18 protein-coding genes and 3 pseudogenes (1 of these 21 only partly in view) are annotated in these 23,795 nt (G+C 43.4%); 11 read left to right on the forward strand and 10 right to left on the reverse strand.

Annotation, left to right across the window (positions count from 1 at the left end):
- From LC048_RS22995 to yaaA, 7 genes and pseudogenes are all read right to left on the reverse strand, one after another.
- A protein-coding gene (locus LC048_RS22995; protein WP_226607977.1) for an HD-GYP domain-containing protein crosses the window boundary here: on the reverse strand, nucleotides 1-931 show its 5' portion. The gene continues 155 nt to the left of window position 1, outside the view; 931 of the gene's 1,086 nt are visible here — the first part of the coding sequence; the start codon lies at nucleotides 929-931; its stop codon lies beyond the left edge, outside the window.
- A gap of 184 nt (nucleotides 932-1,115) precedes the next feature.
- Nucleotides 1,116-2,478, reverse strand: a pseudogene (locus LC048_RS23000) (IS1182 family transposase).
- Between the two features lie 318 nt (nucleotides 2,479-2,796).
- Nucleotides 2,797-5,355 carry a DNA gyrase subunit A gene (gyrA, locus tag LC048_RS23005; protein WP_226607772.1) on the reverse strand — a complete coding sequence of 853 codons (2,559 nt, stop codon included), beginning with the start codon at nucleotides 5,353-5,355 and terminating at the stop codon, nucleotides 2,797-2,799.
- 128 nt (nucleotides 5,356-5,483) lie between these two features.
- A pseudogene (gene gyrB, locus LC048_RS23010) lies at nucleotides 5,484-7,393 on the reverse strand (DNA topoisomerase (ATP-hydrolyzing) subunit B).
- 131 nt (nucleotides 7,394-7,524) lie between these two features.
- Nucleotides 7,525-7,773, reverse strand: coding sequence for an extracellular matrix regulator RemB (gene remB / locus LC048_RS23015; protein WP_226607775.1), 249 nt, complete (start codon nucleotides 7,771-7,773; stop codon nucleotides 7,525-7,527).
- A 10-nt stretch (nucleotides 7,774-7,783) separates the two neighbouring features.
- A complete protein-coding gene (gene recF, locus LC048_RS23020) occupies nucleotides 7,784-8,902 on the reverse strand; it encodes a DNA replication/repair protein RecF (RefSeq protein ID WP_226607777.1) in 1,119 nt (372 codons plus the stop codon).
- Between the two features lie 19 nt (nucleotides 8,903-8,921).
- Nucleotides 8,922-9,137: a S4 domain-containing protein YaaA gene (gene yaaA, locus LC048_RS23025; protein ID WP_023613365.1), complete on the reverse strand. Its 216-nt coding sequence runs from the start codon at nucleotides 9,135-9,137 to the stop codon at nucleotides 8,922-8,924.
- Nucleotides 9,138-9,267: 130 nt separating this feature from the next.
- On the opposite strand from yaaA, the gene LC048_RS23030 reads away from it, so the two are divergent.
- Nucleotides 9,268-9,471: a hypothetical protein gene (locus LC048_RS23030; RefSeq protein ID WP_306048880.1), complete on the forward strand. Its 204-nt coding sequence runs from the start codon at nucleotides 9,268-9,270 to the stop codon at nucleotides 9,469-9,471.
- Here the strand turns inward: LC048_RS23030 and dnaN are convergent.
- Nucleotides 9,410-10,546, reverse strand: coding sequence for a DNA polymerase III subunit beta (dnaN, locus tag LC048_RS23035; RefSeq protein WP_226607780.1), 1,137 nt, complete (start codon nucleotides 10,544-10,546; stop codon nucleotides 9,410-9,412). The two genes, LC048_RS23030 and dnaN, sit on opposite strands and share 62 nt — an antisense overlap.
- 181 nt (nucleotides 10,547-10,727) lie before the next feature.
- Complete coding sequence (gene dnaA / locus LC048_RS23040; protein ID WP_226607782.1) at nucleotides 10,728-12,074, reverse strand: chromosomal replication initiator protein DnaA; 1,347 nt, start codon at nucleotides 12,072-12,074, stop codon at nucleotides 10,728-10,730.
- An 870-nt stretch (nucleotides 12,075-12,944) separates the two neighbouring features.
- On the opposite strand from dnaA, the gene rpmH reads away from it, so the two are divergent.
- The 8 genes and pseudogenes from rpmH to noc all read left to right on the forward strand — a co-directional run bounded on the left by rpmH (nucleotide 12,945) and on the right by noc (nucleotide 21,239).
- The gene (rpmH, locus tag LC048_RS23045; RefSeq protein WP_013059930.1) at nucleotides 12,945-13,079 is read left to right on the forward strand and encodes a 50S ribosomal protein L34; all 135 of its coding nucleotides are present in this window, start codon (nucleotides 12,945-12,947) and stop codon (nucleotides 13,077-13,079) included.
- 184 nt (nucleotides 13,080-13,263) lie between these two features.
- Nucleotides 13,264-13,626: a ribonuclease P protein component gene (rnpA, locus tag LC048_RS23050; protein WP_102264755.1), complete on the forward strand. Its 363-nt coding sequence runs from the start codon at nucleotides 13,264-13,266 to the stop codon at nucleotides 13,624-13,626.
- A gap of 162 nt (nucleotides 13,627-13,788) precedes the next feature.
- On the forward strand, nucleotides 13,789-14,562 hold the full coding sequence (gene spoIIIJ / locus LC048_RS23055) for a YidC family membrane integrase SpoIIIJ (protein WP_306048882.1): 774 nt from the start codon (nucleotides 13,789-13,791) through the stop codon (nucleotides 14,560-14,562).
- Nucleotides 14,559-15,179, forward strand: coding sequence for an RNA-binding cell elongation regulator Jag/EloR (jag, locus tag LC048_RS23060; protein WP_226607787.1), 621 nt, complete (start codon nucleotides 14,559-14,561; stop codon nucleotides 15,177-15,179). Before spoIIIJ ends, jag begins: the two co-directional genes overlap by 4 nt.
- A 559-nt stretch (nucleotides 15,180-15,738) precedes the next feature.
- Nucleotides 15,739-17,124, forward strand: coding sequence for a tRNA uridine-5-carboxymethylaminomethyl(34) synthesis GTPase MnmE (gene mnmE, locus LC048_RS23065; protein ID WP_226607789.1), 1,386 nt, complete (start codon nucleotides 15,739-15,741; stop codon nucleotides 17,122-17,124).
- A 127-nt stretch (nucleotides 17,125-17,251) separates the two neighbouring features.
- Nucleotides 17,252-19,132 (forward strand): annotated as a pseudogene (mnmG, locus tag LC048_RS23070) (tRNA uridine-5-carboxymethylaminomethyl(34) synthesis enzyme MnmG).
- 314 nt (nucleotides 19,133-19,446) lie between these two features.
- Nucleotides 19,447-20,163 carry a 16S rRNA (guanine(527)-N(7))-methyltransferase RsmG gene (gene rsmG / locus LC048_RS23075; protein WP_306048883.1) on the forward strand — a complete coding sequence of 239 codons (717 nt, stop codon included), beginning with the start codon at nucleotides 19,447-19,449 and terminating at the stop codon, nucleotides 20,161-20,163.
- Between the two features lie 182 nt (nucleotides 20,164-20,345).
- Nucleotides 20,346-21,239 carry a nucleoid occlusion protein gene (gene noc, locus LC048_RS23080; protein WP_306050589.1) on the forward strand — a complete coding sequence of 298 codons (894 nt, stop codon included), beginning with the start codon at nucleotides 20,346-20,348 and terminating at the stop codon, nucleotides 21,237-21,239.
- Nucleotides 21,240-21,681: 442 nt separating this feature from the next.
- On the opposite strand, the gene LC048_RS23085 is transcribed toward noc, so the two are convergent.
- Nucleotides 21,682-21,888, reverse strand: a complete 207-nt coding sequence (locus LC048_RS23085) for a hypothetical protein (RefSeq protein WP_226607798.1) — start codon at nucleotides 21,886-21,888, stop codon at nucleotides 21,682-21,684.
- An 85-nt stretch (nucleotides 21,889-21,973) separates the two neighbouring features.
- On the opposite strand from LC048_RS23085, the gene LC048_RS23090 reads away from it, so the two are divergent.
- On the forward strand, nucleotides 21,974-22,735 hold the full coding sequence (locus tag LC048_RS23090) for a ParA family protein (protein ID WP_214782584.1): 762 nt from the start codon (nucleotides 21,974-21,976) through the stop codon (nucleotides 22,733-22,735).
- Nucleotides 22,728-23,576, forward strand: a complete 849-nt coding sequence (locus tag LC048_RS23095) for a ParB/RepB/Spo0J family partition protein (RefSeq protein ID WP_306048886.1) — start codon at nucleotides 22,728-22,730, stop codon at nucleotides 23,574-23,576. The genes LC048_RS23090 and LC048_RS23095 overlap by 8 nt, the downstream gene beginning before the upstream one ends.
- Nucleotides 23,577-23,795 lie beyond the last annotated feature (219 nt).

The following is a 23,795-nucleotide window of genomic DNA, read 5'->3' on the forward strand; positions in this document are numbered from 1 at the left end:
CAACCGAATAATTCATTATCGCAGAACTCAATGCCTTCAGTGCGGTAATGTCGAATTCCCCAAATAGCTCCTCATTGATCATCTCGATCACTTTAAATGGAGAGTGTTTGGGCTTATAAATTCTTTCAGATGTCATCGCATGGAAAGAATCAGCGACTGCAAGGATTTTTGCGAAAGGATGAATCCTGTTTGCCTTTTCGCCAAATGGATAGCCGCTGCCATCCATTCTTTCATGATGATGAAGAATGGCAATTTTTGTGGCCTCCTTCAGCAATGGACTATTCTTTACCATCTGATAACTGTAAGTAGGGTGCTTTTTGATTTCCTCGAATTCCTCTACAGTCAAAGTCGTGTTTTTATTGAGAAGTGTTGGACTGACCTTCGCCATGCCGCAGTCTGACAAACATCCGGCCATTGCAATCTGGGTTATATCTCCGTTGCTGTGATTCAGCTTTCTGGCGATGAAGGCACTGATAATCCCTACAGCCAAAGGATGATCATATATGTATTCAGCCTTGGTTGAATAATGATGAAGATTGAATATATCCGAAGATGTCATTTCAACCTGTTCAATCAACGGGACAATAATAGTCCTCAGTTTAGCAACGTCTATCTGCATTCCTGATTGCCAGAAGATAAACTCTTTTTTGAAGTTTTGTCTTGCCTGTAAAAAAAGGTCAATAAAAGTTTCTCCGCCCTCATTTTGCTTCAAGCCAGGTTTCTTATCACTGCCTGTTGAAGGTGCATGCAAAGGCATCCCATTCACTAATGTTTTCTCAACATTGACTTCTTTCACTAAAAAAACTTTCAGTATATCGATTAGGTGATTAGACAATACTGTTTTTTTGTTCATGATAGGTCTATTTGTTTTACTTAGAACATCATCTGTAAGGATACAGCCCTCTTTAAGGTTGTCTACGAGTACGCGCAAGGCTTTCCACCCCGGAATTTTAATTTTCTTACAATTATTTTACTTTATTTTACCAAAAAAGAGGAACACATTTTTGTGTTCCTCTCAGTTTGTAGACAAAAGGGGTTCGGAATGCTCTCATTCCGAACCCCTTTTTGGATTTCATCGAATTTTTCTAAGGAAATAGACTCTCTTTGCTATACTTTTAGGCCATTACTGGACTTCTCCATGTCCAGTTGGCCATCTTCTTCAGGTTCAATGCAGCGAAAGTAAGCATCGCCTGCATCGACAATTTTTTAAGTCCCCTTAGGGTTGTCCAACGCATGCCATGCTTTTCTTTTGCATCTGCGAAAACGCGCTCAATGGTTTCTTTGCGCTTCGCATAGATTTGTTTTACTTCTGGTTTGTGTCTCAAGTGGTCTACCTCTTCTACGTACTCTTGCCAGATATGGCGCGTTACCACCTTTTGGTGGTCCTTGCTTTCTGTGCATTGCGCTAAAAACGGGCAGTTGGCGCAGATATGCTTGGGGGATTTATATTCACGATATCCCTCTTTAGTGGTGGTTGAATACTTCAAGATTTCACCGGCAGGACACAAGTAACAGTCGTAAAATTCGTCATATACATAGTCATATTTACGGAAGAAGCCATCCTTCGTTCGTGGTCGGGTATAAGGCAAAGCCGGGGTCATTTCATTTTCCATCAGAAACTTCGTAATCGCTGGTGTTTTATAGGCTGCGTCGGCCGCAACAGCAGTAGGCTTTCCAACTTTCTCTATCACTTGTTCTACCAGTGGCTCAAGAATCAGGCTGTCATGCGTGTTACCAGGTGTCACAATTGTCCCCAGGACAAATCCGTTACGATCTGATGCCGCATGGAAAGAGTAGGCAAACTGCTTTGTCCGTTCGTCCTTGACGTAGTATCCACTCTCAGGATCGGTCGTACTTTCCTTGATTTCCTTCGTTTCTTCCTTATCGAACTTATCAGGTGGAAAAGGTTCCTTCCCATGGTCTTCCCGATCCAGATTGATCTCTTCCTGGAGTTTCTCTTGATACGCCCGTGTTTCCTTACGCACCACTTTTTTCTCGAATTTATGTTTATTCGCACTGGCTTTTACGTGGGTTGAATCAATGAAGACGTGTTCTGCACTAATAAGTTTCTTATCAGCTGCGGTCTTAAGAATTCGATAGAAGATCTGTTCAAACAAATCAGTGTCTTTAAAACGGCGTTCGTAATTCTTCCCGAAGGTGGAGAAGTGGGGCACTTTATCATGGAATCCATAACCCAAAAACCAGCGGTAGGCCATGTTCGTTTCTACTTCGGCAATGGTCTGGCGCATGGAACGGATGCCGAATGTATATTGAATGAATGAGAGTTTAATCAGAATAACAGGGTCAATGCTTGGGCTACTTACTTCCGAATACACACACATCTTTCACCAAGTCATAAATGAAAGAAAAATCTAGGGCAGCTTCCATCTTACGGACTAAATGTTCCTGAGGAACCAGTTGGTCTAAAGCAACCACTTCTAATTGATCTCGTTGGATTGGATTATTTTTCGAAAGCATGTTTATCACCTCAAGCGTTATATATATCTATTTTAAAATAGACTTATGGTTAGTTCCACGTTAAGTTTGGAAGTCCTGTTGATTGGAGTGGAAGGCGCGTAGACTCCTGCGGGCTCAGCTGGACAGGTGAGACCCCGCAGACGCCAACGGCGGTGAGGAGGCTCACCGCCAGCCCCCGCGGAAAGCGAAGCGCCTGGAACGGAAATCAACAGCCCCCATTCCAGCACCAACCAAAAAAAAGACTGTAGACAAGCTCGATTTCCATCGAGTTTGTCTACAGTCTGAGAGGAACACATTTTTGTGTTCCTCTCAAAAAGTTTATTCTTCTCCCTCTTCAGCTGCTGTTTCAGTCGCTTCTGCTTCTTCACTGCCAACTTCTTCAGGATCAATTGGTGTTGCTACTTCAGCATTTTCATCGAGATCGAGGTCTTCCGGCTTATCTTCTTCCTTATCGACTTTAGCGACTGTCGCAACATATTCACCTTCTGCTTTATTGAGGCTGATTAATTTTACCCCTTGTGTATTACGGCCTGTCATGGAGATCGAGCTTACCGGGATCCGGATCAGGACACCGCCTGTTGTAATCAGCATGAGGTCTTCTTCCCCAGTCACGACTTTCATCGTCACAAGGTCGCCGTTTTTATCGGTGATGTTACAAGTCTTGATTCCTTTACCGCCGCGCCCTTGCCTTCTGTACTCTTCGGAAGGTGTTCTTTTGCCGTATCCGTTCTTTGTGACAACAAGAATTTCGGCACTTTCTTCAAGAACTTCCATACCGACAACTTCATCGTCATCTGACAGGGAAATTCCTTTTACCCCTGTGGCAGTACGGCCCATAGAGCGGACATCAGTTTCAGGGAAACGAATCAGTAATCCGTTCTTCGTGCCGATGATCATTTCTTTGCTGCCATCTGTCATTCTAACAGAGATCAACTCATCGCCTTCACGCAGGTTTAGGGCAATCAAACCGTTGTTGCGGATATTGGCAAATGATGAAAGTGGCGAACGTTTTGAAATCCCTTCTTTCGTTGTGAAGAACAATGACCAGTCATCCACGAATTCTGAAACAGGAATGATAGCATTCACCCATTCACCCTTCTCTATTTCCAACAGGTTGATGATTGGGATCCCCTTCGCGGTTCGGCTGAATTCCGGAATTTCGTACCCCTTCGAACGATATACTTTACCCTTGTTCGTAAAGAACAGGATGGTATCGTGCGTTGAAGTGGTAATCAGATGTTCTACAAAGTCATCTTCATTCGTTCCCATCCCCTGGATGCCGCGGCCTCCGCGACGCTGCGCTCTATATGTAGATACAGGCAGGCGCTTAACGTAGCCATTATGTGTGAGAGTGATGACAATATTTTCACGAGGAATCAAGTCTTCATCCTCGATCATTTCCAAACCGCCCGAAACGATCTCCGTACGGCGCTCATCGTTGAAGCGCTCTTTGATTTCAGTGAGCTCTTCACGGATGATTTCCAGCACTTTTTCCTTATCAGCAAGGATCGCTTTTAATTCTGAGATCAGCTGCATAAGATTTTGGAATTCTTCTTCGATCTTTTCGCGCTCCAAGCCTGTAAGTCTCTGGAGACGCATATCAAGGATAGCCTGTGCTTGCTTTTCAGATAACTTGAACTGTGTCATCAAGCCTTCTCTAGCGATATCCGTCGTCCGTGAGCTTCTGATCAGGCTGATGACCGCATCAAGGTTATCAAGCGCGATTCTCAGCCCTTCAAGAATGTGGGCACGTGCTTCTGCCTTCCTCAGTTCAAACTCTGTGCGGCGGCGTATGACCACTACCTGATGGTCAAGATAATATACCAGGCATTGCTTGAGGTTCAGAACCTTCGGCTGTCCATCGACTAGTGCAAGAAGGTTGATACCAAAGCTTGTTTGCAATGCAGTTTGTTTATAAAGGTTATTTAAAAGGACATTGGCATTCGCATCCTTGCGAACCTCAATGACAACCCTCATTCCCTTACGGTCAGATTCATCCCTGAGGTCTGTAATGCCGTCTAGCCTTTTATCGCGGACTAATTCAGCGATCTTTTCAATCAGCTTGGCTTTATTGACCTGGTAAGGAAGTTCCCTGACGATAATGACTTCTTTGCCATTTGATTTTGTTTCGATTTCAACCTTCGCACGCAGGGTAATTGAACCGCGACCAGTCTCATAAGCCTTGCGAATGCCGCTGCGGCCCAAGATCAATCCAGCAGTTGGAAAGTCAGGTCCTGTGATGATTTCCATCAATTCCATGATCGTCATGTCAGGATCTTTACTTATTGCCAAAACGCCATCTATCACTTCTCCTAGCTGGTGAGGTGGGATGTTGGTCGCCATACCGACCGCTATACCGGAAGTACCGTTGACGAGCAGGTTCGGGAACCTTGATGGCATGACAATTGGTTCTCTTTCAGAACCGTCATAGTTGTCTTGATAATCAATTGTATCTTTATTGATGTCACGCAGAAGCTCCATCGAAATTTTTGACATACGGGCTTCTGTGTAACGCATCGCAGCTGCTGCGTCGCCATCGACAGAACCGAAGTTCCCATGACCGTCCACAAGCATGTAGCGATAGTTAAAGTTCTGTGCCATACGGACCATTGTGTCGTATACAGCAGAGTCACCGTGCGGGTGATACTTACCGATTACTTCACCGACGATTCTCGCCGATTTTTTGTAGGCCTTATCTGAATGCATGCCAAGGTCATGCATCGCGTATAGAATCCTTCTATGTACCGGCTTCAAGCCATCACGGACATCTGGTAACGCACGGGCCACGATAACACTCATAGCATAATCCAGGAAAGATGAACGCATTTCCTGGCTAATATTAATCTCTTTCACACGTGGATTTGGTGTTTCAGCCATTTAAGAGAGACCTCCTTTAGGAACTCTGTTCAGCACGGCCATATAGGGGCAAAGCGCTCTGCGCGGCTCCTTGGCCATTTCAGAAAAAGCAGGATAGAGGCAGAACCTTCTATCCTGAGCATAGATTATTAGATATCCAGGTTCTTTACATATTGCGCATTCTGCTCGATGAAATTGCGTCGCGGCTCTACCTTGTCACCCATAAGGATCTCAAAGGTTTCATCAGATTCAATCGCATCTTCAAGGCTTACCTGAAGCAGCGTTCTCGTTTCAGGATCCATCGTCGTTTCCCATAGCTGCTCAGGGTTCATCTCACCAAGACCCTTATAGCGCTGGATGCCTGGCTTCGGCTGCTGCGGAAGCTCCGCGAGAATCTGTTCAAGCTGCTTGTCGTTATAAGCATACTCAATTTTTTTGCCCTGCTGAATTTTATATAAAGGCGGCTGGGCAATATAAATGTATCCTGCTTCAAGGATCTTTCTCATGTATCGGTAGAAGAACGTCAATAATAAAGTTCGGATGTGAGCGCCGTCGACATCGGCATCGGTCATGATGACGATTTTTTGGTAACGAGCTTTTGCAAGGTCGAAGTCTTCGCCGATTCCTGTACCGATTGCCGTAATGATTGCTCTTACCTCATTGTTGGATAAAATTTTATCCAGACGTGATTTTTCAACGTTGAGGATTTTTCCGCGCAGTGGCAGAATCGCCTGGAAGTGGCGGTCACGTCCCTGCTTGGCTGATCCTCCTGCAGAGTCACCCTCAACGACATATATTTCACTGATTGACGGGTCTTTTGAAGAGCAGTCAGCCAGTTTTCCCGGTAAACTTGAAATTTCCAGCGCGCTCTTTCTTCTGGTCAGTTCACGTGCCTTTTTCGCCGCAAGTCTTGCTCTTGCTGCCATGAGTCCTTTTTCGACAATCTTCCTGACCACATTCGGGTTTTCAAGCATGAATTTTTCAAAATGGTCGGAAAAGAGTGTGTCCGTTACCGTACGGACCTCGGAATTTCCAAGTTTTGTTTTCGTTTGGCCTTCGAACTGTGGATCTGGATGCTTAATTGACACGATTGATGTCAAACCTTCACGAACGTCATCTCCCGAGAGATTTGAATCACTTTCCTTGAAGATTCCGTGTTTGCGGGCATAATCATTAATCACACGCGTTAAAGCCGTTTTGAAGCCAAATTCGTGTGTTCCACCTTCATAGGTATGGATATTGTTCGCGAATGAATAGATGTTCCCTGTATAGCTGTCGTTATATTGTAGGGCCACCTCGACTGTAATGCCTTCTTTTTCACCCTCGATATAGATTGGCTCTTCATGAAGGACTTCTCTAGTACGGTTTAAATGCTCAACATAGGACTTGATTCCGCCCTCGTAATAATACTCATTCTTTTTGCCTTCAACTCGCTTGTCCTCAATCGTGATCTTGATTGCTCTGTTCAGGAAGGCAAGCTCGCGCAGACGGTTTGCGAGTGTATCATAGTCATATTCCAATGTCTCCGTGAAAATTTCCGGGTCAGGCTTGAAATGGACAGTCGTTCCTGTCCGGTCCGTTTCATCAATAACCTTCAGCGGGTCACCAACAGCGCCTCGTTCAAATTTTTGATAATGGACTTTGCCATCACGATGAACAAATACTTCAAGATAAGTAGAAAGGGCATTAACAACAGATGCACCAACACCGTGCAGACCTCCGGAAACCTTATATCCTCCGCCGCCGAATTTACCACCTGCGTGCAGTACGGTCATGATGACCTCAACCGCTGGCCTTCCCATCTTTTCGTGGATTCCAACAGGAATACCACGGCCGTTATCCTGGACTGTGATACTGTTATCCTCTTCGATGATGACATTAATTTCGTCACAGAAGCCGGCAAGTGCTTCATCTATACTATTATCAACGATTTCCCATACAAGATGGTGCAAGCCTTTTCCGCTCGTTGATCCGATATACATCCCTGGACGTTTGCGTACAGCTTCCAGGCGCCCTCAAGCACTTGTATCTGGTTTTCATCGTACGCTTGTCCTTGCATGGATTGTTCCTCCATTGCCATATCGATCACCTACACTTTCATTTTCACTCGAACTTTTTTAAAAACTTATCTATTCGCTATTTTCGCAAATATCGTTGTTTTTCGACATTTTTTGCCAATACGCTGATCTATTAAAATTCCGGTACGGATAATTTTTGGGAGCGTTTCTTTAATGTTCCTGATGCAAGTGGGGAATAATATATATGATTTCCAGTTACCACGATTGACTTGACCGTTCCTTTGGTCAAATGGACAATCTGCTGGTCCTGGCGTGTTATGAACTCTTCCATGAATGGGGAAGAGCTGGCGCTTTCGATATCCAATATAGCTATAATATCTTTTGTCCTTACAAGAACTTCTTCACCAACATGCAAATACATCGAGTCCACCTCATTGGATTCTTGACATTTCGCCGGTTTTCACGTTATAAGTGGCTGCTTCTCTTAATGTCTGATGGTCGATCCCATCCACACTTGTTGTGGTGACGAATGTTTGTACTTTGCCCTGGATGGTATTCAATAAATGGGATTGGCGATAATCATCTAACTCAGACAGGACATCATCAAGCAGCAAGATTGGATATTCCCCTATTTCTGAATTGATCAATTCGATTTCTGCCAATTTTACCGAAAGAGCTGTCGTCCGCTGCTGGCCCTGCGAACCAAAGGTCTGGACATCGCGGCCATTCACGAAAAATTGCAGATCGTCCCGGTGCGGCCCGAACATGGTCGTGCCCCGATCAATTTCCCTTGTCTTTATTTTAGCAAATTTTTCTTCATACACTGCTATCATTTTCGACAAATCATCATCTTCTGATACCTCTGCGGAAGGTTTATAGACAATTTTCAAGTCCTCAAGCCCTCTGGATATCCCATGATGGATCGGCAATGCCCATTGTTCAAGCAAATGAAGGAATTCAAAACGTTTCACATTGATTCTGGCAGCTGCCTGGATAAATTGTTCAGTCAGGATTTCAAGCATCGTATGGTCACTTGTTTTTTTGATTTGCAGCTGTTTTAAATAATGATTGCGCTGCTGGAGAATTTTGTTGTACTGTCCCATATCATGCAAATAAATCGCCGAAACCTGTCCTATTTCCATATCAACAAATCTTCTTCTTACTTGAGGACTCCCTTTTACCAGGTTAAGGTCTTCAGGTGCAAACATGACAACATTCATATTGCCGACGTACTGACTTAGCTTCCGCTGTTCGAGATGATTGACTTTGGCCTTCTTGCCTTTTTTCGATATGACAAGCTGCATTGGCAATGATCCGTTGCTTTTTTTAATCCGTCCTTCTATTTTAGCATATTCCTCATCCCAGCGAATCAAATCTTTATCATTGGAAGTACGGTGGGATTTTGCCATTGCCAATACATAGATGGACTCCATAACGTTTGTTTTCCCCTGGGCATTCTCCCCGAGGATGACATTGACCTTATTTTCGAATGTCGCCTCTAACCCCTGGTAATTGCGGTAATTCCTTAATTGCAGTTCCTCTATATACATGAACAGTTCATCCTCTGGATTATTGCGTTATGCTGAACTCGCCAAAACCAGGAATCGATACCTGGTCTCCGGAACGAAGCTTCCTTCCTCTTCGCTGATCTTGTTCACCATTGATAAAAACATCATGTTCACTTAAAAACCACTTTGCCATTCCACCCGATTGAATTACATCGGCAAGTTTCAGGAATTGGCCAAGCGTGATATATTCCGTATCAATTTTTATTTCCTCATTCAAGTTTCTCACCCTTGTCTTCCAAAAGGACTTAATACTTTATTTTACTAAATTTTTTCCATAGAAACAAATTTTCTTATTAGAAAAGCGCAAGCGGCTCGGTTAGACCCGACAAGCGTTGGAGGGTCGACCGGTGAAGTCGCTCTTTGACTTCATTGGGGGAACCGAAACGACTCGAGAGTCTAGGCGCTGCAGCTGGACAACTCTGAAATGGATTTTCCCTTTTACTATTATAAAAAAAAACCACCAGCAAAAAACTGGTGGCATTATGGATTTTAGTAAGTTCTTACCGGCAGGATTAGCTGCAGGATGGAATCGTCATGAAGCGGACGGATGACGAATGGTCTCATTGCGCCTGTGAAGCTGATTTGGATTTCTGTTCCTTCCAATGCTTTCAGGGCATCCATCATGTACTTCGCACTGAAAGAGATTTTTAGATCCTCGCCATCGATTGATTGGCTTTGGATTTCTTCGACAACAGTTCCGATTTCCGGAGTGTTTGACGAAACCTCGATTGCGCCGCCTTCAATTGTGGAAAACTTGACGACATTGTTTCTTCCCTCTCTGGCAAGCAGGGATGCACGGTCGATCGCATGAAGGAATTCCTTCGTGTTAACGACAACATCTGTTTTGCTCTCAGTTGGGATTAATCTTCCTGTGTCAGGATAGTTTCCTTCAAGCAGCCTAGAGAAGAAAAGTAAATGTTTTGCTTTAAATAATACCTGATTTTCTGTAATGACGATATCCACTGATTCTGAGCTGTCATCAAGAATTTTGCTCAATTCAGTCAAACTTTTACCAGGGATGACCACATTATAGCTGCCGGTGTTCTCTGCCTCGAGCTTAGCTTTTCGCAATGCCAGCCTGTGGCTATCTGTTGCAATACAGATTAATTCATTGTTTTCGACCTTCCAGTTTACACCTGTCAAGATGGGGCGTGTTTCTGAGGTGGACACCGAAAAGACAGTTTGACGAATTAAACCTTTTAATAAGTCTGTAGGGATTTTGAATACATGCTCTTCTGAAATTTGCGGAAGATGCGGGTATTCTTCAGCATCCAGGCCGTTTAAGTTAAATTCTGATTTCCCAGACCGGATAATGGTTTGTAAATTGTGATTGACTTCGATTTCTACTGTATCTGTAGGAAGCTTTTTAACGATTTCACTAAAGAAACGCGCTTGCAAAACAATGGATCCTGGCTGTTTGATTTCAACGATCTCGTTCCCATCTTCTTCTTTAGGGATGAAAGATTCAATCGAAATATCAGAATCGCTGCCTGTAAGAGTTACTCCCTCTTCATTCGCAACAATCTTAATACCTGTCAAAATGGGAATTGTTGTTCTGCTCGTCACTGCCTTCATTACGTCTTGGACGCTTTGAAGCAATGAATCACGCTGGATAATAAATCTCATTTTTCAGCCTCCGTTTAGGAATATTTTTTTCTCTAATGCATATATTAATATGTTTTAAAAAATAGTAGAAGTACTAGTAGAGCCTGTGGATTTGTGGATAAGTGGGTTTGTTCAAAGGAAACACAGCCTATCCACATGTGGACAGACTGTGCGTAACCAATGCCGAGTTATTCACACTTTCCTAAACCCTTAATTGTTCATTTATGTCTTTCATCTGCTTTTGCAGGTTCGTATCAACTGCAACCATTTTAGATATTTTTTCATGGGCATGAATGACCGTCGTATGGTCACGGCCCCCAAATTCTTCGCCAATCTTCGGCAGCGAGAAATCTGTCAGCTCTCTTGATAAGTACATAGCGATTTGCCTAGGATACGCTACGGATTTCGTTCTTTTCTTCGCTTTAAAGTCCTCCAGCTTCACATTGAAGTGCTGTCCGACAACCCTCTGAATGTCAAGAATCGTGATGACCTTCGGCTTTGAACTCGGGATAATATCCTTTAGCGCTTCAGCTGCCAGGTCCGCATTTATATCTTTATTGATCAGTGAAGAATAAGCGACGACTCGGATCAAAGCTCCTTCAAGCTCACGGATGTTGGAGTCGATCTGATTCGCGATATAAAGCATGACCTCATTCGGGATATCCAGGCCTTCTGCTTTTGCCTTTTTACGAAGAATCGCAATCCTCGTCTCAAGGTCCGGCGGAGTGATATCAGTGATCAAGCCCCATTCAAAGCGGGATCTCAGCCTGTCTTCCAGCGTCGGGATTTCTTTTGGCGGACGGTCACTTGAGATGACAATCTGCTTGCTTTCTTCATGCAATGTATTGAATGTATGGAAGAATTCTTCCTGAGTCTGTTCTTTTCCAGCCAGGAACTGAATATCATCAATGAGCAGGACATCAACATTGCGGTATTTGTTGCGGAAATCTCCCGCTTTGTTATCCCTGATCGAGTTGATGAATTCATTCGTGAATTTTTCAGATGACAAATAAACCACTTTCGCATTCGGATTATGATCCTGGACGTAGTGCCCGATGGCATGCATCAAGTGGGTTTTACCGAGTCCTACGCCCCCATAAATGAATAATGGGTTATAGGCTTTTGCCGGCGCTTCAGCTACTGCAAGCGACGCCGCGTGGGCGAAACGGTTGCCAGAACCAATGACAAAAGTATCGAATGTATACTTCGGGTTCAGCATGCTGACAGGCAAATCAGGAATATCATCATTCTTCTTCACTCTTTTTGGAGGCAAGGGAATGTCGAGATCTTCTTCGTTTTGATTCTGGGGAATAATAAATTTTACAGAAAGCTCTTCACCAGTGATTTCATACAGTATACCGCTGATTAACTGGGAATAACGTTCCTCCAGCCAGTCACGGGCAAACTCATTCGGGGCTGTAATCGTAAGGACATCACCCTGCAAGGAATGTGCCTTTGTTGATTTAAGCCACGTATCGAAACTTGGCTTGCTGATCTTTTTCTCGATTTTAGCGAGAGCGTTGTTCCAGAGATCTGCAATGTTCTCCAACAATTATCCCTCCTTTTCTCTTCGTTTTTACGCTTTTTTCTCTATATCTGGCTGCATTTGCATTCACAATTTCACACAAATTTTCTGGCTTTCAGGACAATAGTCTGCTCGAAAAGCATAAATTCAAAGGTTATACAAACTGTACAACCCCTGAATTAATAAATATACAAAACTATTAATGTGGAAAAATATATAATAAGGAAGAAAGGAAGCTTTTCGACAATATCCACTTTCTGTGGACAAAGTTTTACAACAGACCTGAATAACCTATCCACAGCTTATCCACATTTTGTGGATAAATATATTTTCGACATCGAATTATTAAGAGTGAAAACACAAATATAATATCAGATTATCTAGCATGGCGCAACGCTTTTTAATACATTATCCACAATACACTATCACTGTGGAGATTAATTGTCCACAGGTACTTGGATTGTGTAAAAGCTGTCAGGAAGCCTTGTGGATAATAAAAAACATGTCGATTTTTGTCCACAGGCCTCTGGAAGACGTAAAATAATCAATAAAATATTTCGATTAACCTTTCTTATAACGGAGAAAAATATTCTTAGAAATTTTTTACTGATGAGTTCATTACGAAGTTTCTTTATAAAATTTTTAAAGTGACTGGTTTCTCGATTTTATGTTTCTAAATGGATCATGAAGTGTTGAAAGGGTTCCGAATGTTACTATATGGTTATGGTCCAGGTTAGAGAAAAAAATCTCTAAGGAAGGAATCTAAGAGATCATGTATTTGAAATCTGGGTAATCCCGTCGATTTCCGAATAGGCACTTGACAATTTATGCTGCACGTCTTTATAATTACAAAGACTGTCTGTAACAGCTATTCCTCAGGGAGGTGTAACATATATGAAACGCACTTATCAACCAAATAAACGTAAACACAGCAAAGTTCACGGATTCCGTGCCCGCATGAGCAGTGCAAATGGCCGTAAGGTTCTTGCTCGCCGTCGTCGCAAAGGAAGAAAAGTATTATCAGCTTAGGCCACTGAAATGTCAGTGGTCTTTTTTCTCTTTGGGCAATACTATTTTGGGAGCTCTGTATGCTGGCAAAGTGGCTTTAGGGGATTTATTTTTGTCAATACTGAACATAATAAATTCCTTGCCCGCCTTTTTAAAAGAACCCCAAAGAAAAATTCAGATCCATAGAGAATTGAAGGTGCTATAGATGAAAAAAGACTTCAGAGTTAAAAAAAATAAAGAATTCCAAGAGGCTTTTAAAAAAGGAAGATCGGTTGCGAACCGGCAATTTGTCGTCTATATTTTAAAAAAATCTGACCAGGAGAATTTCCGTATCGGTTTGTCAGTCAGCAAAAAAATAGGCAATGCCGTCATGCGGAACCAAATCAAAAGGTATATCCGGCAATCATTTCATGAACTGCAGGACCGGGTCCATAACGGGAACGATTATATCGTCATTGCCAGAAAGCCAACCGCTGAAATGGACATGCATGAAGTGAAGAAAAGCCTGGAACATGTCTTGAAGGTCGGTAAGGTTTTGAAGAAGCCAAAACGTGGAGATAATGATTGAGGCAAAAATATTTGCCGATTTGCAATTTTTAAAAGCGCTTCCCTATAAAAGATGTTAAAATACTCTTGATTGCATTGCCCTAACAAGGCTAAATGTACATAAATTTTGGGACAAACTTTTGAAAATAAATGAACGTACCGGGAAGTTAGGAGGAAATGAAGCTTGAAAAAAAGAATAGTATTGATAATGGGCTTGCTTTTAGTGATGACCGTGCTGACAGGCTGTATGGAATATGACCAGCCAATCACTGAGGAAAGCAAGGGTTTTTGGAATGAATATATCGTCTATCCATTATCCTTGTTAATCGTCAAGATGGCTGAGTGGCTTGGTGGCAGCTTTGGTTTATCGATTATTGCTGTGACGTTAATCATCCGTTTTGCAATCTTGCCGCTTATGATTAAGCAAACGAGAAGTTCGAAAGCGATGCAGGCATTGCAGCCGGAAATGGCAAAGTTAAAAGAAAAATACAGCTCCAAGGATCAGAAAACCCAGCAGAAGCTCCAGCAGGAAACAATGGCACTTTTCCAGAAGCATGGTGTCAATCCGCTTGCAGGATGTTTTCCGCTGATCGTTCAGATGCCGATTTTGATTGGTTTCTACCACGCGATTTCAAGAACGAGGGAGATCGCTGAACATAACTTCCTATGGTTCGACCTTGGTTCACCGGATCCATATTATATCCTGCCGCTAGTTGCAGGTGCTACGACTTTCATCCAGCAAAAAATGATGATGGCTGGCCAGGAAGCAAATCCGCAGATGGCAATGATGCTTTGGCTGATGCCAATCATGATCATTGTGTTCGCGATCAACTTCCCTGCAGCCCTTTCATTGTACTGGGTAGTCGGAAACTTATTTATGATTGTTCAAACTTACTTTATTAAAGAGCCGGATCTTAAAGCTGCAGCTGCCGGCAATGCGGGAGGAGCAAAAAAGTGAAACAGGTAACTGCTACAGGACAAAATGTCGACGAAGCAGTAGAATCCGCTTTAGCTCAATTAAAAACAACCAAAGACCGCACAGAAATTGAAGTAATTGATGAAGGCAAAAAGGGGATTTTCGGACTTTTCGGCGTACGTCCGGCTGTCGTAAAGGTGACAGTGAAAATCGATGCTGTTGAAGAAGCCGTAAATTATTTGAAGTCGGTTGGCTTGCAAATGGGAGCTCCGATTGAAGTTGATGTGAAAAAGGAAGGAAAAACAGTACTTTTTACGATGTCAGGCGAGAAAATCGCATTGTTGATTGGAAAAAGAGGCCAAACGCTGAATTCCCTGCAATTTTTGACACAGCTCGTGATGAATCGTTATTCTGAACAGTATTCCACTGTCTTACTTGATGCAGAGGACTATCGCCAGCGCAGACATGATACACTTATGCAATTGGCTGAACGTCTTGCGCAAAAAGCAGTCAGAACTGGCCAGACCGTCGCGCTCGAACCTATGCCTTCGTATGAACGCAAAGTGATTCATACTGCCTTGATGAAAAACAAGAAAATCAAAACCTATTCCGATGGCTCAGAACCACATAGACATATTGTGATCGCGCCGTCTAAATAAACAAATGAAACCCGGACCTGGTCAAGGTACGGGTTTTTTGTGCAATTTTATTATATGTTTTAGTGGTTTTGACACATTTTTAATAGTGTGGGTGCCATAAGTGCTTCAGATGAGTTGAATTTAGTAGTTTCATGACCGCACACTGATATTATTTTGTTCATTAATAATTTTATTGGCGGTTTTCACATTTTTATTGGCGATAATAAAAATATATAGGCGAAAATGAGTAGTTTATTGGCGATAATTCGTTTTATTGCTGAACTGGAAATTATCCTGCATTTTCCGATTTTTAAAAACCTGTCCTTCAGTCAAATCAATTCCTCTTTATCAGTTTTCCACATCCAATATAAAAATCATATTTCCTCATTTGGTTTTATTGTTATTCACATGTGGATAAGTTAAAATTAAATAAGTTTATTTTATATGTTGTGGATAATTCCAGAGTTGCGAGAATTCCTTTCTTTTTTTCACAAAAGTGATGTGGTATTCTAGTAATTTGTAGAAAACAAACTTTAATCTTTTGATATAGATACTTTTTTAGAAAAAGTGGGGTGAGCAAATGGAGTTTGATACGATTGCGGCGATTTCTACGCCGATGGGTGAAGGTGCGATTGCGATTGTCCGATTAAGCGGGGATCAAGCTTTCGAAATAGCAGATCGTCTGTTCAAAGGCGTTGGCAGCAAGAAGCTGAGTGAGGTGGCTTCGCATACAATCCATTACGGTCATCTGATTGATCCGAAAACAGGACAAGTTGCCGAAGAGGTGATGGTCTCTGTTATGAGAGGGCCAAAAACATTCACGAAAGAGGATGTAGTCGAAATCAACTGCCATGGGGGTCTAGTTTCTGTAAACCGTGTGCTCCAGCTTGTTCTGAATCAAGGAGCGAGACTGGCGGAGCCGGGGGAATTTACAAAACGGGCTTTTTTAAATGGACGGATCGACCTTTCCCAGGCGGAGGCAGTCATTGATTTGATCAGAGCGAAAACGGATCGTGCGATGAACCTGGCGCTTGGCCAGATGGAGGGACGCCTATCAAGGCTCATCCAGAAGCTGCGCCAGGAGATTCTCGAAATTCTTGCGCATGTGGAAGTGAACATTGATTATCCGGAGTATGATGATGTAGAGGAAATGACGCATAATATGCTTTTGGAAAAGGCGAAGTATGTAAAAGGTGAGTTGGAGAAGCTTTTGCAAACTTCCCAGCAGGGGAAAATTCTTCGTGAAGGACTGTCAACTGTCATTGTTGGTCGCCCGAATGTTGGAAAATCCTCTTTGCTGAACAGCCTTGTACATGAAAATAAAGCGATTGTTACCGATATACCTGGTACAACTCGAGATGTCATTGAAGAATATGTAAATGTTCGAGGTGTTCCTTTAAGACTGCTCGATACAGCAGGGATCCGTGAAACAGAGGATATCGTCGAACGAATCGGCGTCGAACGCTCTCGTCAGGTTTTGAAGGAAGCAGATTTAATCTTGCTCGTTCTGAACTATTCCGATGAGCTTTCGGAAGAGGATCGGAACATTTTCAGAGCGGTAGAAAACATGGATGTCATTGTCATCGTCAATAAAACAGACCTTCCGAAAAAAATTGATTTGGATGAAGTGAAGAAGCTTGCAAAGGATTATTCGCTGGTGACGACCTCCTTGCTTGAGGACAAGGGTGTGGATGAGCTGGAAGAAGCGATTTCGAACTTGTTCTTCTCAGGTGGTATTGAATCAGGCGACCTGACATATGTTTCGAACAGCCGGCATATTGCACTCCTCAACCAGGCTGTCCATTCGATTGAAGAAGGTATCAGCGGAGTCGAAATGGGAACACCAATCGATATTGTCCAAATAGATTTGACTCGTTCCTGGGAGCTGCTTGGCGAAGTAATAGGTGAAAGTGTGCATGAGAGCTTGATTGACCAATTATTCTCGCAGTTCTGTTTAGGGAAATAACAAATATTAAAGTTATTTTTGAAAAACTTTCTATAAGGCTACGGAAAATAGTGATAAAGCGTTTTTGAACTATAATGATTCTTTTTACTTATAGAGCTTGATTGCAGCATAAAAAGGAGGCAGCAAGATGGGTTATGAAGCCGGAATTTTTGATGTGGTTGTAGTTGGTGCCGGCCATGCGGGTGTTGAGGCGGCACTTGCGCCAGCACGCATGGGTGCGAAAACCGCAATGATTACCATCAATCTAGATATGATTGCATTTATGCCGTGCAACCCGTCAATCGGCGGACCTGCAAAGGGAATTGTTGTACGGGAAATTGACGCTTTGGGCGGCGAAATGGGCCGCAACATTGATAAAACATACATCCAGATGAGGATGTTGAATACTGGAAAGGGTCCTGCAGTACGTGCGTTGAGGGCCCAGGCCGATAAATTCGATTATCAGAATGAAATGAAAAAGGCGCTGGAAAATGAAAAGAACCTGACATTGGTGCAGGGAATGGTTGAGCGCCTGGTCATTGAGGACGGCGAATGCAAAGGGGTCATTACTCAGACTGGAGCCATTTATCGCGCGAAAACAGTCGTCATCACCACAGGTACGTATATGCGCGGGGAAATCATCCTTGGTGAATTGAAATACTCAAGCGGTCCGAACAATCAGCAGCCGTCAATCAAGCTTTCAGAGCATCTTGAAGAGCTTGGCTTTGATCTTGTGCGGTTTAAAACGGGAACTCCGCCTCGTGTGCACAGTGACACAATTGATTATTCTAAAACAGAAATCCAGCCTGGTGACGATGTCCACCGAGCATTTTCCTATGAAACGACGAAATATATCACCGACCAGCTTCCGTGCTGGCTGACGTATACGAATGAACACACACATCAGCTGATTGATGAAAATCTCCACCGTTCACCGATGTATTCCGGAATGATTAAGGGTACTGGCCCTCGCTATTGCCCGTCCATCGAGGATAAGGTCGTTCGCTTTAATGATAAGCCGCGCCATCAGATTTTCCTGGAGCCGGAAGGAAGAAATACGCAGGAAGTTTATGTACAGGGATTGTCAACGAGCTTGCCTGAAGAAGTCCAGCATAAGATTCTTCAGACAATTCCTGGCCTGGAAAAAGTCCAGATGATGCGTGCCGGCTATGCCATTGAGTATGATGCAGTTGTTCCGACTCAGCTTTGACCAACACTGGAAACGAAGTTAGTGAAAAATCTTTATACTGCAGGCCAGATCAATGGTACTTCAGGTTATGAAGAGGCTGCCGGTCAGGGTATCATGGCTGGAATCAATGCGGGCCGAAGAGCACTGGACAAAGAAGAAGTCATCCTCAGCCGAGCTGATGCCTATATCGGTGTATTGATCGATGACCTCGTGACTAAAGGAACAAATGAACCGTACCGTTTATTGACATCAAGAGCGGAATACCGCCTGCTTCTCCGTCACGATAATGCAGACCTTCGTTTGACTGAAAGAGGTCACGAAATTGGCTTGATAACAGAAGAACGTTATCAGAAGTTTTTAGCGAAAAAAGAAGCGATCGAAGGGGAGAAACAGCGCCTTCAATCGATCATCATCAAACCGACAGCTGAAGTTCAGGAACTGATCCGTTCTCTTGGCGGAAGTGAATTGAAGGATGGCATCCGTGCTTCAGACTTATTGAAGCGTCCGGAGGTTTCCTATCAGCATATTAAACAGCTGGTTCCTGCAGATGGCGAACTTGATTTTGAAATAGAAGAACAAACGGAAATTCAAATCAAATATGAGGGATATATTGAGAAATCACTTCAGCAGGTGGAAAGGCTGAAAAAGATGGAAGACAAGAAAATCCCGGAAAATATTGATTATGAGGCAATTTCTGGACTGGCAACAGAGGCTCGTCAAAAATTGAAAGAAGTACGTCCGTTGACATTGGCGCAAGCATCGAGGATCTCAGGTGTGAATCCCGCAGATATCTCCATCCTGCTCGTTTATTTGGAACAAGGGCGTATTGCGCGAATCTAACAAGATAACAAAGTATAAAATTTAACTTTAAGAATTGTCCAGCTCCAGCGCCTAGCCCCTCGAGACGTTTGTCTAGCTGCGGCTCCTAACTCCTCGAGTCGCTTCGGTCCTGTCAATGAAGTCAAAGAACGACTTCACTGTCAGGCCCTCCAGCGCTTGTCGGAGTTGGGCAGTCGCCTCCGCTTTTCGTTTTCGGTCCGCTCAGGTGAAGTCAAAAAGCGACTTCACCGGTCGGCCCTCCAACGCTTGTCGGGGCTGACCTTGGCGCTTGCGCTTTTCGAATAACGACCAGCAAGGACAGAAAGGGTTGGCTTATGAATACAGATCAATTTAAAGCATTGCTCGCCGAAAAGGGAATTGAACTTTCTCAGAAGCAAATGGAGCAATATGAAAAGTACTATAAAATGCTCGTCGAGTGGAATGAAAAAATGAATTTGACTGCGATCACAGAGAAACCAGAGGTATACCTGAAACACTTCTATGACTCCGTTTCTGCCGCATTTTATTTTGATTTTAATAAGCCGCTCAATTTGTGCGACGTTGGTGCCGGTGCCGGCTTCCCGAGTATCCCGATTAAAATTGCATTCCCGGAAATTAAGGTGACAATAGTCGATTCCTTAAATAAGCGAATCACATTTTTGGAGCAGCTTTCAAAAGAATTGGGGCTTGAAGGAACAACATTCATTCATGATCGTGCTGAGACATTCGGACAAAATCCGTCCCATCGTGAAAAATATGAAGTTGTCATGGCAAGGGCTGTTGCCAGGATGTCTGTATTAAGCGAACTTTGCCTTCCGTTAGTGAAAGTTGGCGGGACATTCATCGCCATGAAGGGCAACCAGGCAGGAGAGGAATTGCAGGTTGGCGAAAAAGCGATCAGTGTTCTTGGGGGCAAGCTTGAATCTGCCCATTCATTCACACTGCCTGTGGAAGAGAGTGAACGGAATATATTAATCATCAACAAACTAAAGCCAACACCTAAGAAGTACCCAAGAAAACCGGGAACTCCGAATAAGACTCCTATTGAATAGAGTTTCCTGATCCCTTTCAGCTTAGGACTGAGCTTTAGAGCGGTCCGGGCATGATTGGGTGTGCTTGCGCTTTTTGTTCTATTTGGAAAAATGAATTTAGTTTATAATAGAGTCTATAGGCAGGAACTTGTCATTTTTATAGAGAATATGTAATAGGGAGTTCATAAAGGTGGTGTAGGGTGATGAAGCCTTCTCTTTCGCGCTTTTTTGGCCTTGGGGAAAAGGAAAAAGATCAGAACCAGGTGGAAGAACAGAATCAAGTGGAAGAACAGACAGTTGAGGATATTGACAACATAGAAAATGAAGAAATAAAGAAAATTCCGATTAACCATATTATTCCTAATAGATACCAGCCAAGAACTGTTTTTGATGATGAAAAAATTGAAGAATTGGACCGTACCATTCACATACATGGAGTAATCCAGCCAATTGTCGTCCGTGAATTCGATCAGGATCAATTTGAAATCATTGCAGGTGAACGCCGCTGGAGAGCGATGAAAAAGCTTGAGTGGGAAGAAGTTCCTGCAATCGTTAAAAATTTATCTGACTCCGAAACCGCATCTGTTGCTTTGATCGAGAACCTCCAGCGTGAGGAGCTTTCACCGATTGAAGAAGCGATGGCTTATGGAAAGTTACTGGAAATTCATAACCTGACCCAGGAAGCTTTGGCGCAAAGACTGGGAAAAGGTCAATCAACAGTTGCGAATAAGCTGCGATTGCTGAAACTTCCACAGGAAGTGCAGGATGCGCTTTTGAATAAGCAAATTACAGAGCGGCATGCCCGTTCATTAATCCCGTTGAAAAATCCTCAGCTTCAGGTACAGGTTTTGGCAGAGGTTGTGGAGAAATCTCTTAATGTCAAACAAACAGAAGAACGCGTCGTCAAGCTTCTGAGTCAAAATGAAGAGAAACCAAAGCCAAAGCGGAAGGCATTCAGCAAGGATATGAGAATTGCGGTCAATACCATCCGCCAGTCGCTGACGATGGTTTCCGATAGCGGCATCAATCTCGATTCGGAAGAAGAAGAGTTTGAAGAGTTCTATCAATTCACGATTCGCATACCAAAAAAGAAATAATAGAATGCTAGTGGGGGACATGCTGTCTCCCGCTTTTTTGTTGGCGAAATTTAAGCCAATCATCACCCACGTAACAGTTCCTTTTGTATATTAGACTGCGATATTACTATATTATTTCTTTTGAATAAAAATTCTATCAACTGTGTTGATTCATGATAAAATATAATACATGATTGCTTTTTTAGGATTTTCTTGATTCAGTGGGGATTCATAATCTCCCATTGGATTTTTATGTTTTCTATTTCGATGAGGGTCTAGCTCCAGCGCTTTTCGGTGCTGAGCGAGGCGCTTGCGCTTTTTGTTCACAGATAAGAAAGTATAAATTCACTTCGAGAAATGGCCAGCTCCAGCGCCTAGCCCCTCGAGTCGCTTGTCTAGCTGCGGCTCCTAACTCCTCGAGACGTTTCGGTCCTGCCAATGAAGTCAAAGAGCGACTTCACTGTCAGGCCCTCCAACGCTTGTCGGAGTTGAGCAGTCGCCTCCGCTTTTCGAATTGTCTAGTGTCGCCTCCTAGAAACTCAGAAACTTCAACTCCGCCGGCAGAAGCAAAAAGCGCTTCTTTGTCGGAGTCTCCAGTTTCTACGTTTCTGGTCAGTCGGCTATACATTTCGACTTCGGTCCTGCCAATGAAGTCAAAGGACGACTTCACCGTCAGGCCCTCCAGCGCTTGTCGGGGCTGACCAAGGCGCTTGCGCTTTTCTTATTATTTTACGGGTTTGAAAGAAGGTGACAATGTGGGAAAAATCATCGCGATTGCGAATCAAAAAGGTGGAGTTGGCAAGACGACTACCTCAGTGAACCTCGGTGCGTGCCTGGCCTACATAGGAAAAAAAGTGCTGCTTGTCGACACAGATCCTCAAGGAAACGCTACGAGTGGTGTGGGAATTGAAAAAGCGGATGTTGAGCAATGCATATATGATGTTCTTGTTGATGATGTTGAAGCCAAAAATGTAATCCAGCCAACAGCGGTCGAAAATCTATATACCATACCAGCGACCATCCAGCTTGCTGGAGCGGAAATAGAGCTTGTGCCCACAATCTCAAGGGAGGTTCGCTTAAAGCGGGCTCTTGAGGAAGTGAAGGATCGTTTTGATTATATTATTATAGACTGTCCGCCGTCACTCGGTTTATTGACACTGAATGCATTGACGGCTTCAGATGCCGTCATAATCCCTGTCCAATGCGAGTATTATGCACTTGAAGGGCTAAGTCAGCTCCTGAATACTGTCCGGCTCGTTCAGAAGCATTTGAATCAGGATCTGAAGATTGAAGGTGTCCTGCTAACTATGCTGGATGCGCGTACGAATCTTGGTCTTCAAGTCATCGAAGAAGTGAAGAAGTACTTCCAAGATAAGGTTTACAAGACTGTCATTCCAAGGAATGTCCGTCTCAGTGAAGCTCCAAGCCATGGAGAGCCAATTATCATTTATGATCCAAAGTCCCGCGGGGCAGAGGTTTATTTAGATCTTGCAAAGGAAGTGGTTGCAAATGGCTAAAGGCTTAGGTAAAGGTTTGAATGCTTTCTTTAACATGGAAGCTGAAAAAGAAGAGAAGGTTCAGGAAATAAGCCTAAAGGAAATAAGTCCCAATCCTTATCAACCACGGAAAGTTTTCCAGCCAGAAGCGATTGAGGAATTGAAGCGATCGATCCAGGAACATGGAATCCTTCAGCCAATCATCGTCAGGAAAACAATAAAAGGCTTCGAAATCGTAGTTGGGGAAAGGCGTTTCCGGGCAGCAAAAGAAGCAAAGCTGGAAACAGTGCCGGCCGTCGTTCGTGAGCTGAATGAACAGCAAATGATGGAGCTTGCCGTACTGGAGAATCTCCAGCGTGAAGACCTGAATCCAATTGAAGAGGGAATCGCCTACCAAACTTTAATCGAGAAGCTGAAACTCACGCAGGAAGAGTTAGCGAAAAGGCTGGGCAAAAGCAGACCGCATCTGGCCAACCATATCCGCTTGCTGTCGCTTCCTCCGAAAATCCAGCAGCTTATTTCAGATGGCAAGATTTCCATGGGGCATGGACGCGCGCTCCTGGGGTTAAGGAAGAAAGATAAGCTTCCGGTCCTGGTGGATAAAATCCTTAAAGAAGGAATGAATGTCCGCCAGCTTGAACAGCTGATCCAGCAGATGAACGAAGTTGTTCCACGTGAAACGAAAAAAGAGAAAACAACAAAAGATGTTTTCATTCGTGAACGTGAGACAACCCTTCGCGAACGTTTCGGGACGACCGTTAATATCAAACAATCCAAAAATAAAGGGAAAATTGAGATAGAGTTTTTCTCAAAAGATGATTTGGAACGGATTCTCGAACTTTTAGATAAGCAAAATTCCTAAGCTATCAATTTGATGGCTTCTTTTTTTACCAGGTTCTTTTTTTCGGAAACTTTATTGCTTTCCCAATCCAAAAGCAATCCTAATTAAGAAGTCTCCTCGAAAAGAGTTCCGACATCCTTTCTAGCGTGGATACTAGAACATGTACGAAAACCAGCAAATAATGTGAATACCTCCATTCATATCCGTATTCATATACAAAATCTGAAGATAGGTGAATAA

Source organism: Mesobacillus subterraneus, from assembly GCF_020524355.2.
Taxonomy (GTDB): domain Bacteria; phylum Bacillota; class Bacilli; order Bacillales; family Cytobacillaceae; genus Mesobacillus; species Mesobacillus subterraneus_C.

Excerpts from the sequence above, each read along its gene's own strand:
- LC048_RS23095 (WP_306048886.1), top strand. The coding sequence starts at position 22,728 with ATGGCTAAAGGCTTAGGTAAAGGTTTGAATGCTTTCTTTAACATGGAA.
- dnaN (WP_226607780.1), bottom strand. The coding sequence starts at position 10,546 with ATGAGATTTATTATCCAGCGTGATTCATTGCTTCAAAGCGTCCAAGAC.
- recF (WP_226607777.1), bottom strand. The coding sequence starts at position 8,902 with ATGTATATAGAGGAACTGCAATTAAGGAATTACCGCAATTACCAGGGG.
- rsmG (WP_306048883.1), top strand. The coding sequence starts at position 19,447 with ATGAATACAGATCAATTTAAAGCATTGCTCGCCGAAAAGGGAATTGAA.
- noc (WP_306050589.1), top strand. The coding sequence starts at position 20,346 with ATGAAGCCTTCTCTTTCGCGCTTTTTTGGCCTTGGGGAAAAGGAAAAA.
- rnpA (WP_102264755.1), top strand. The coding sequence starts at position 13,264 with ATGAAAAAAGACTTCAGAGTTAAAAAAAATAAAGAATTCCAAGAGGCT.
- rpmH (WP_013059930.1), top strand. The coding sequence starts at position 12,945 with ATGAAACGCACTTATCAACCAAATAAACGTAAACACAGCAAAGTTCAC.
- remB (WP_226607775.1), bottom strand. The coding sequence starts at position 7,773 with ATGTATTTGCATGTTGGTGAAGAAGTTCTTGTAAGGACAAAAGATATT.
- gyrA (WP_226607772.1), bottom strand. The coding sequence starts at position 5,355 with ATGGCTGAAACACCAAATCCACGTGTGAAAGAGATTAATATTAGCCAG.
- mnmE (WP_226607789.1), top strand. The coding sequence starts at position 15,739 with ATGGAGTTTGATACGATTGCGGCGATTTCTACGCCGATGGGTGAAGGT.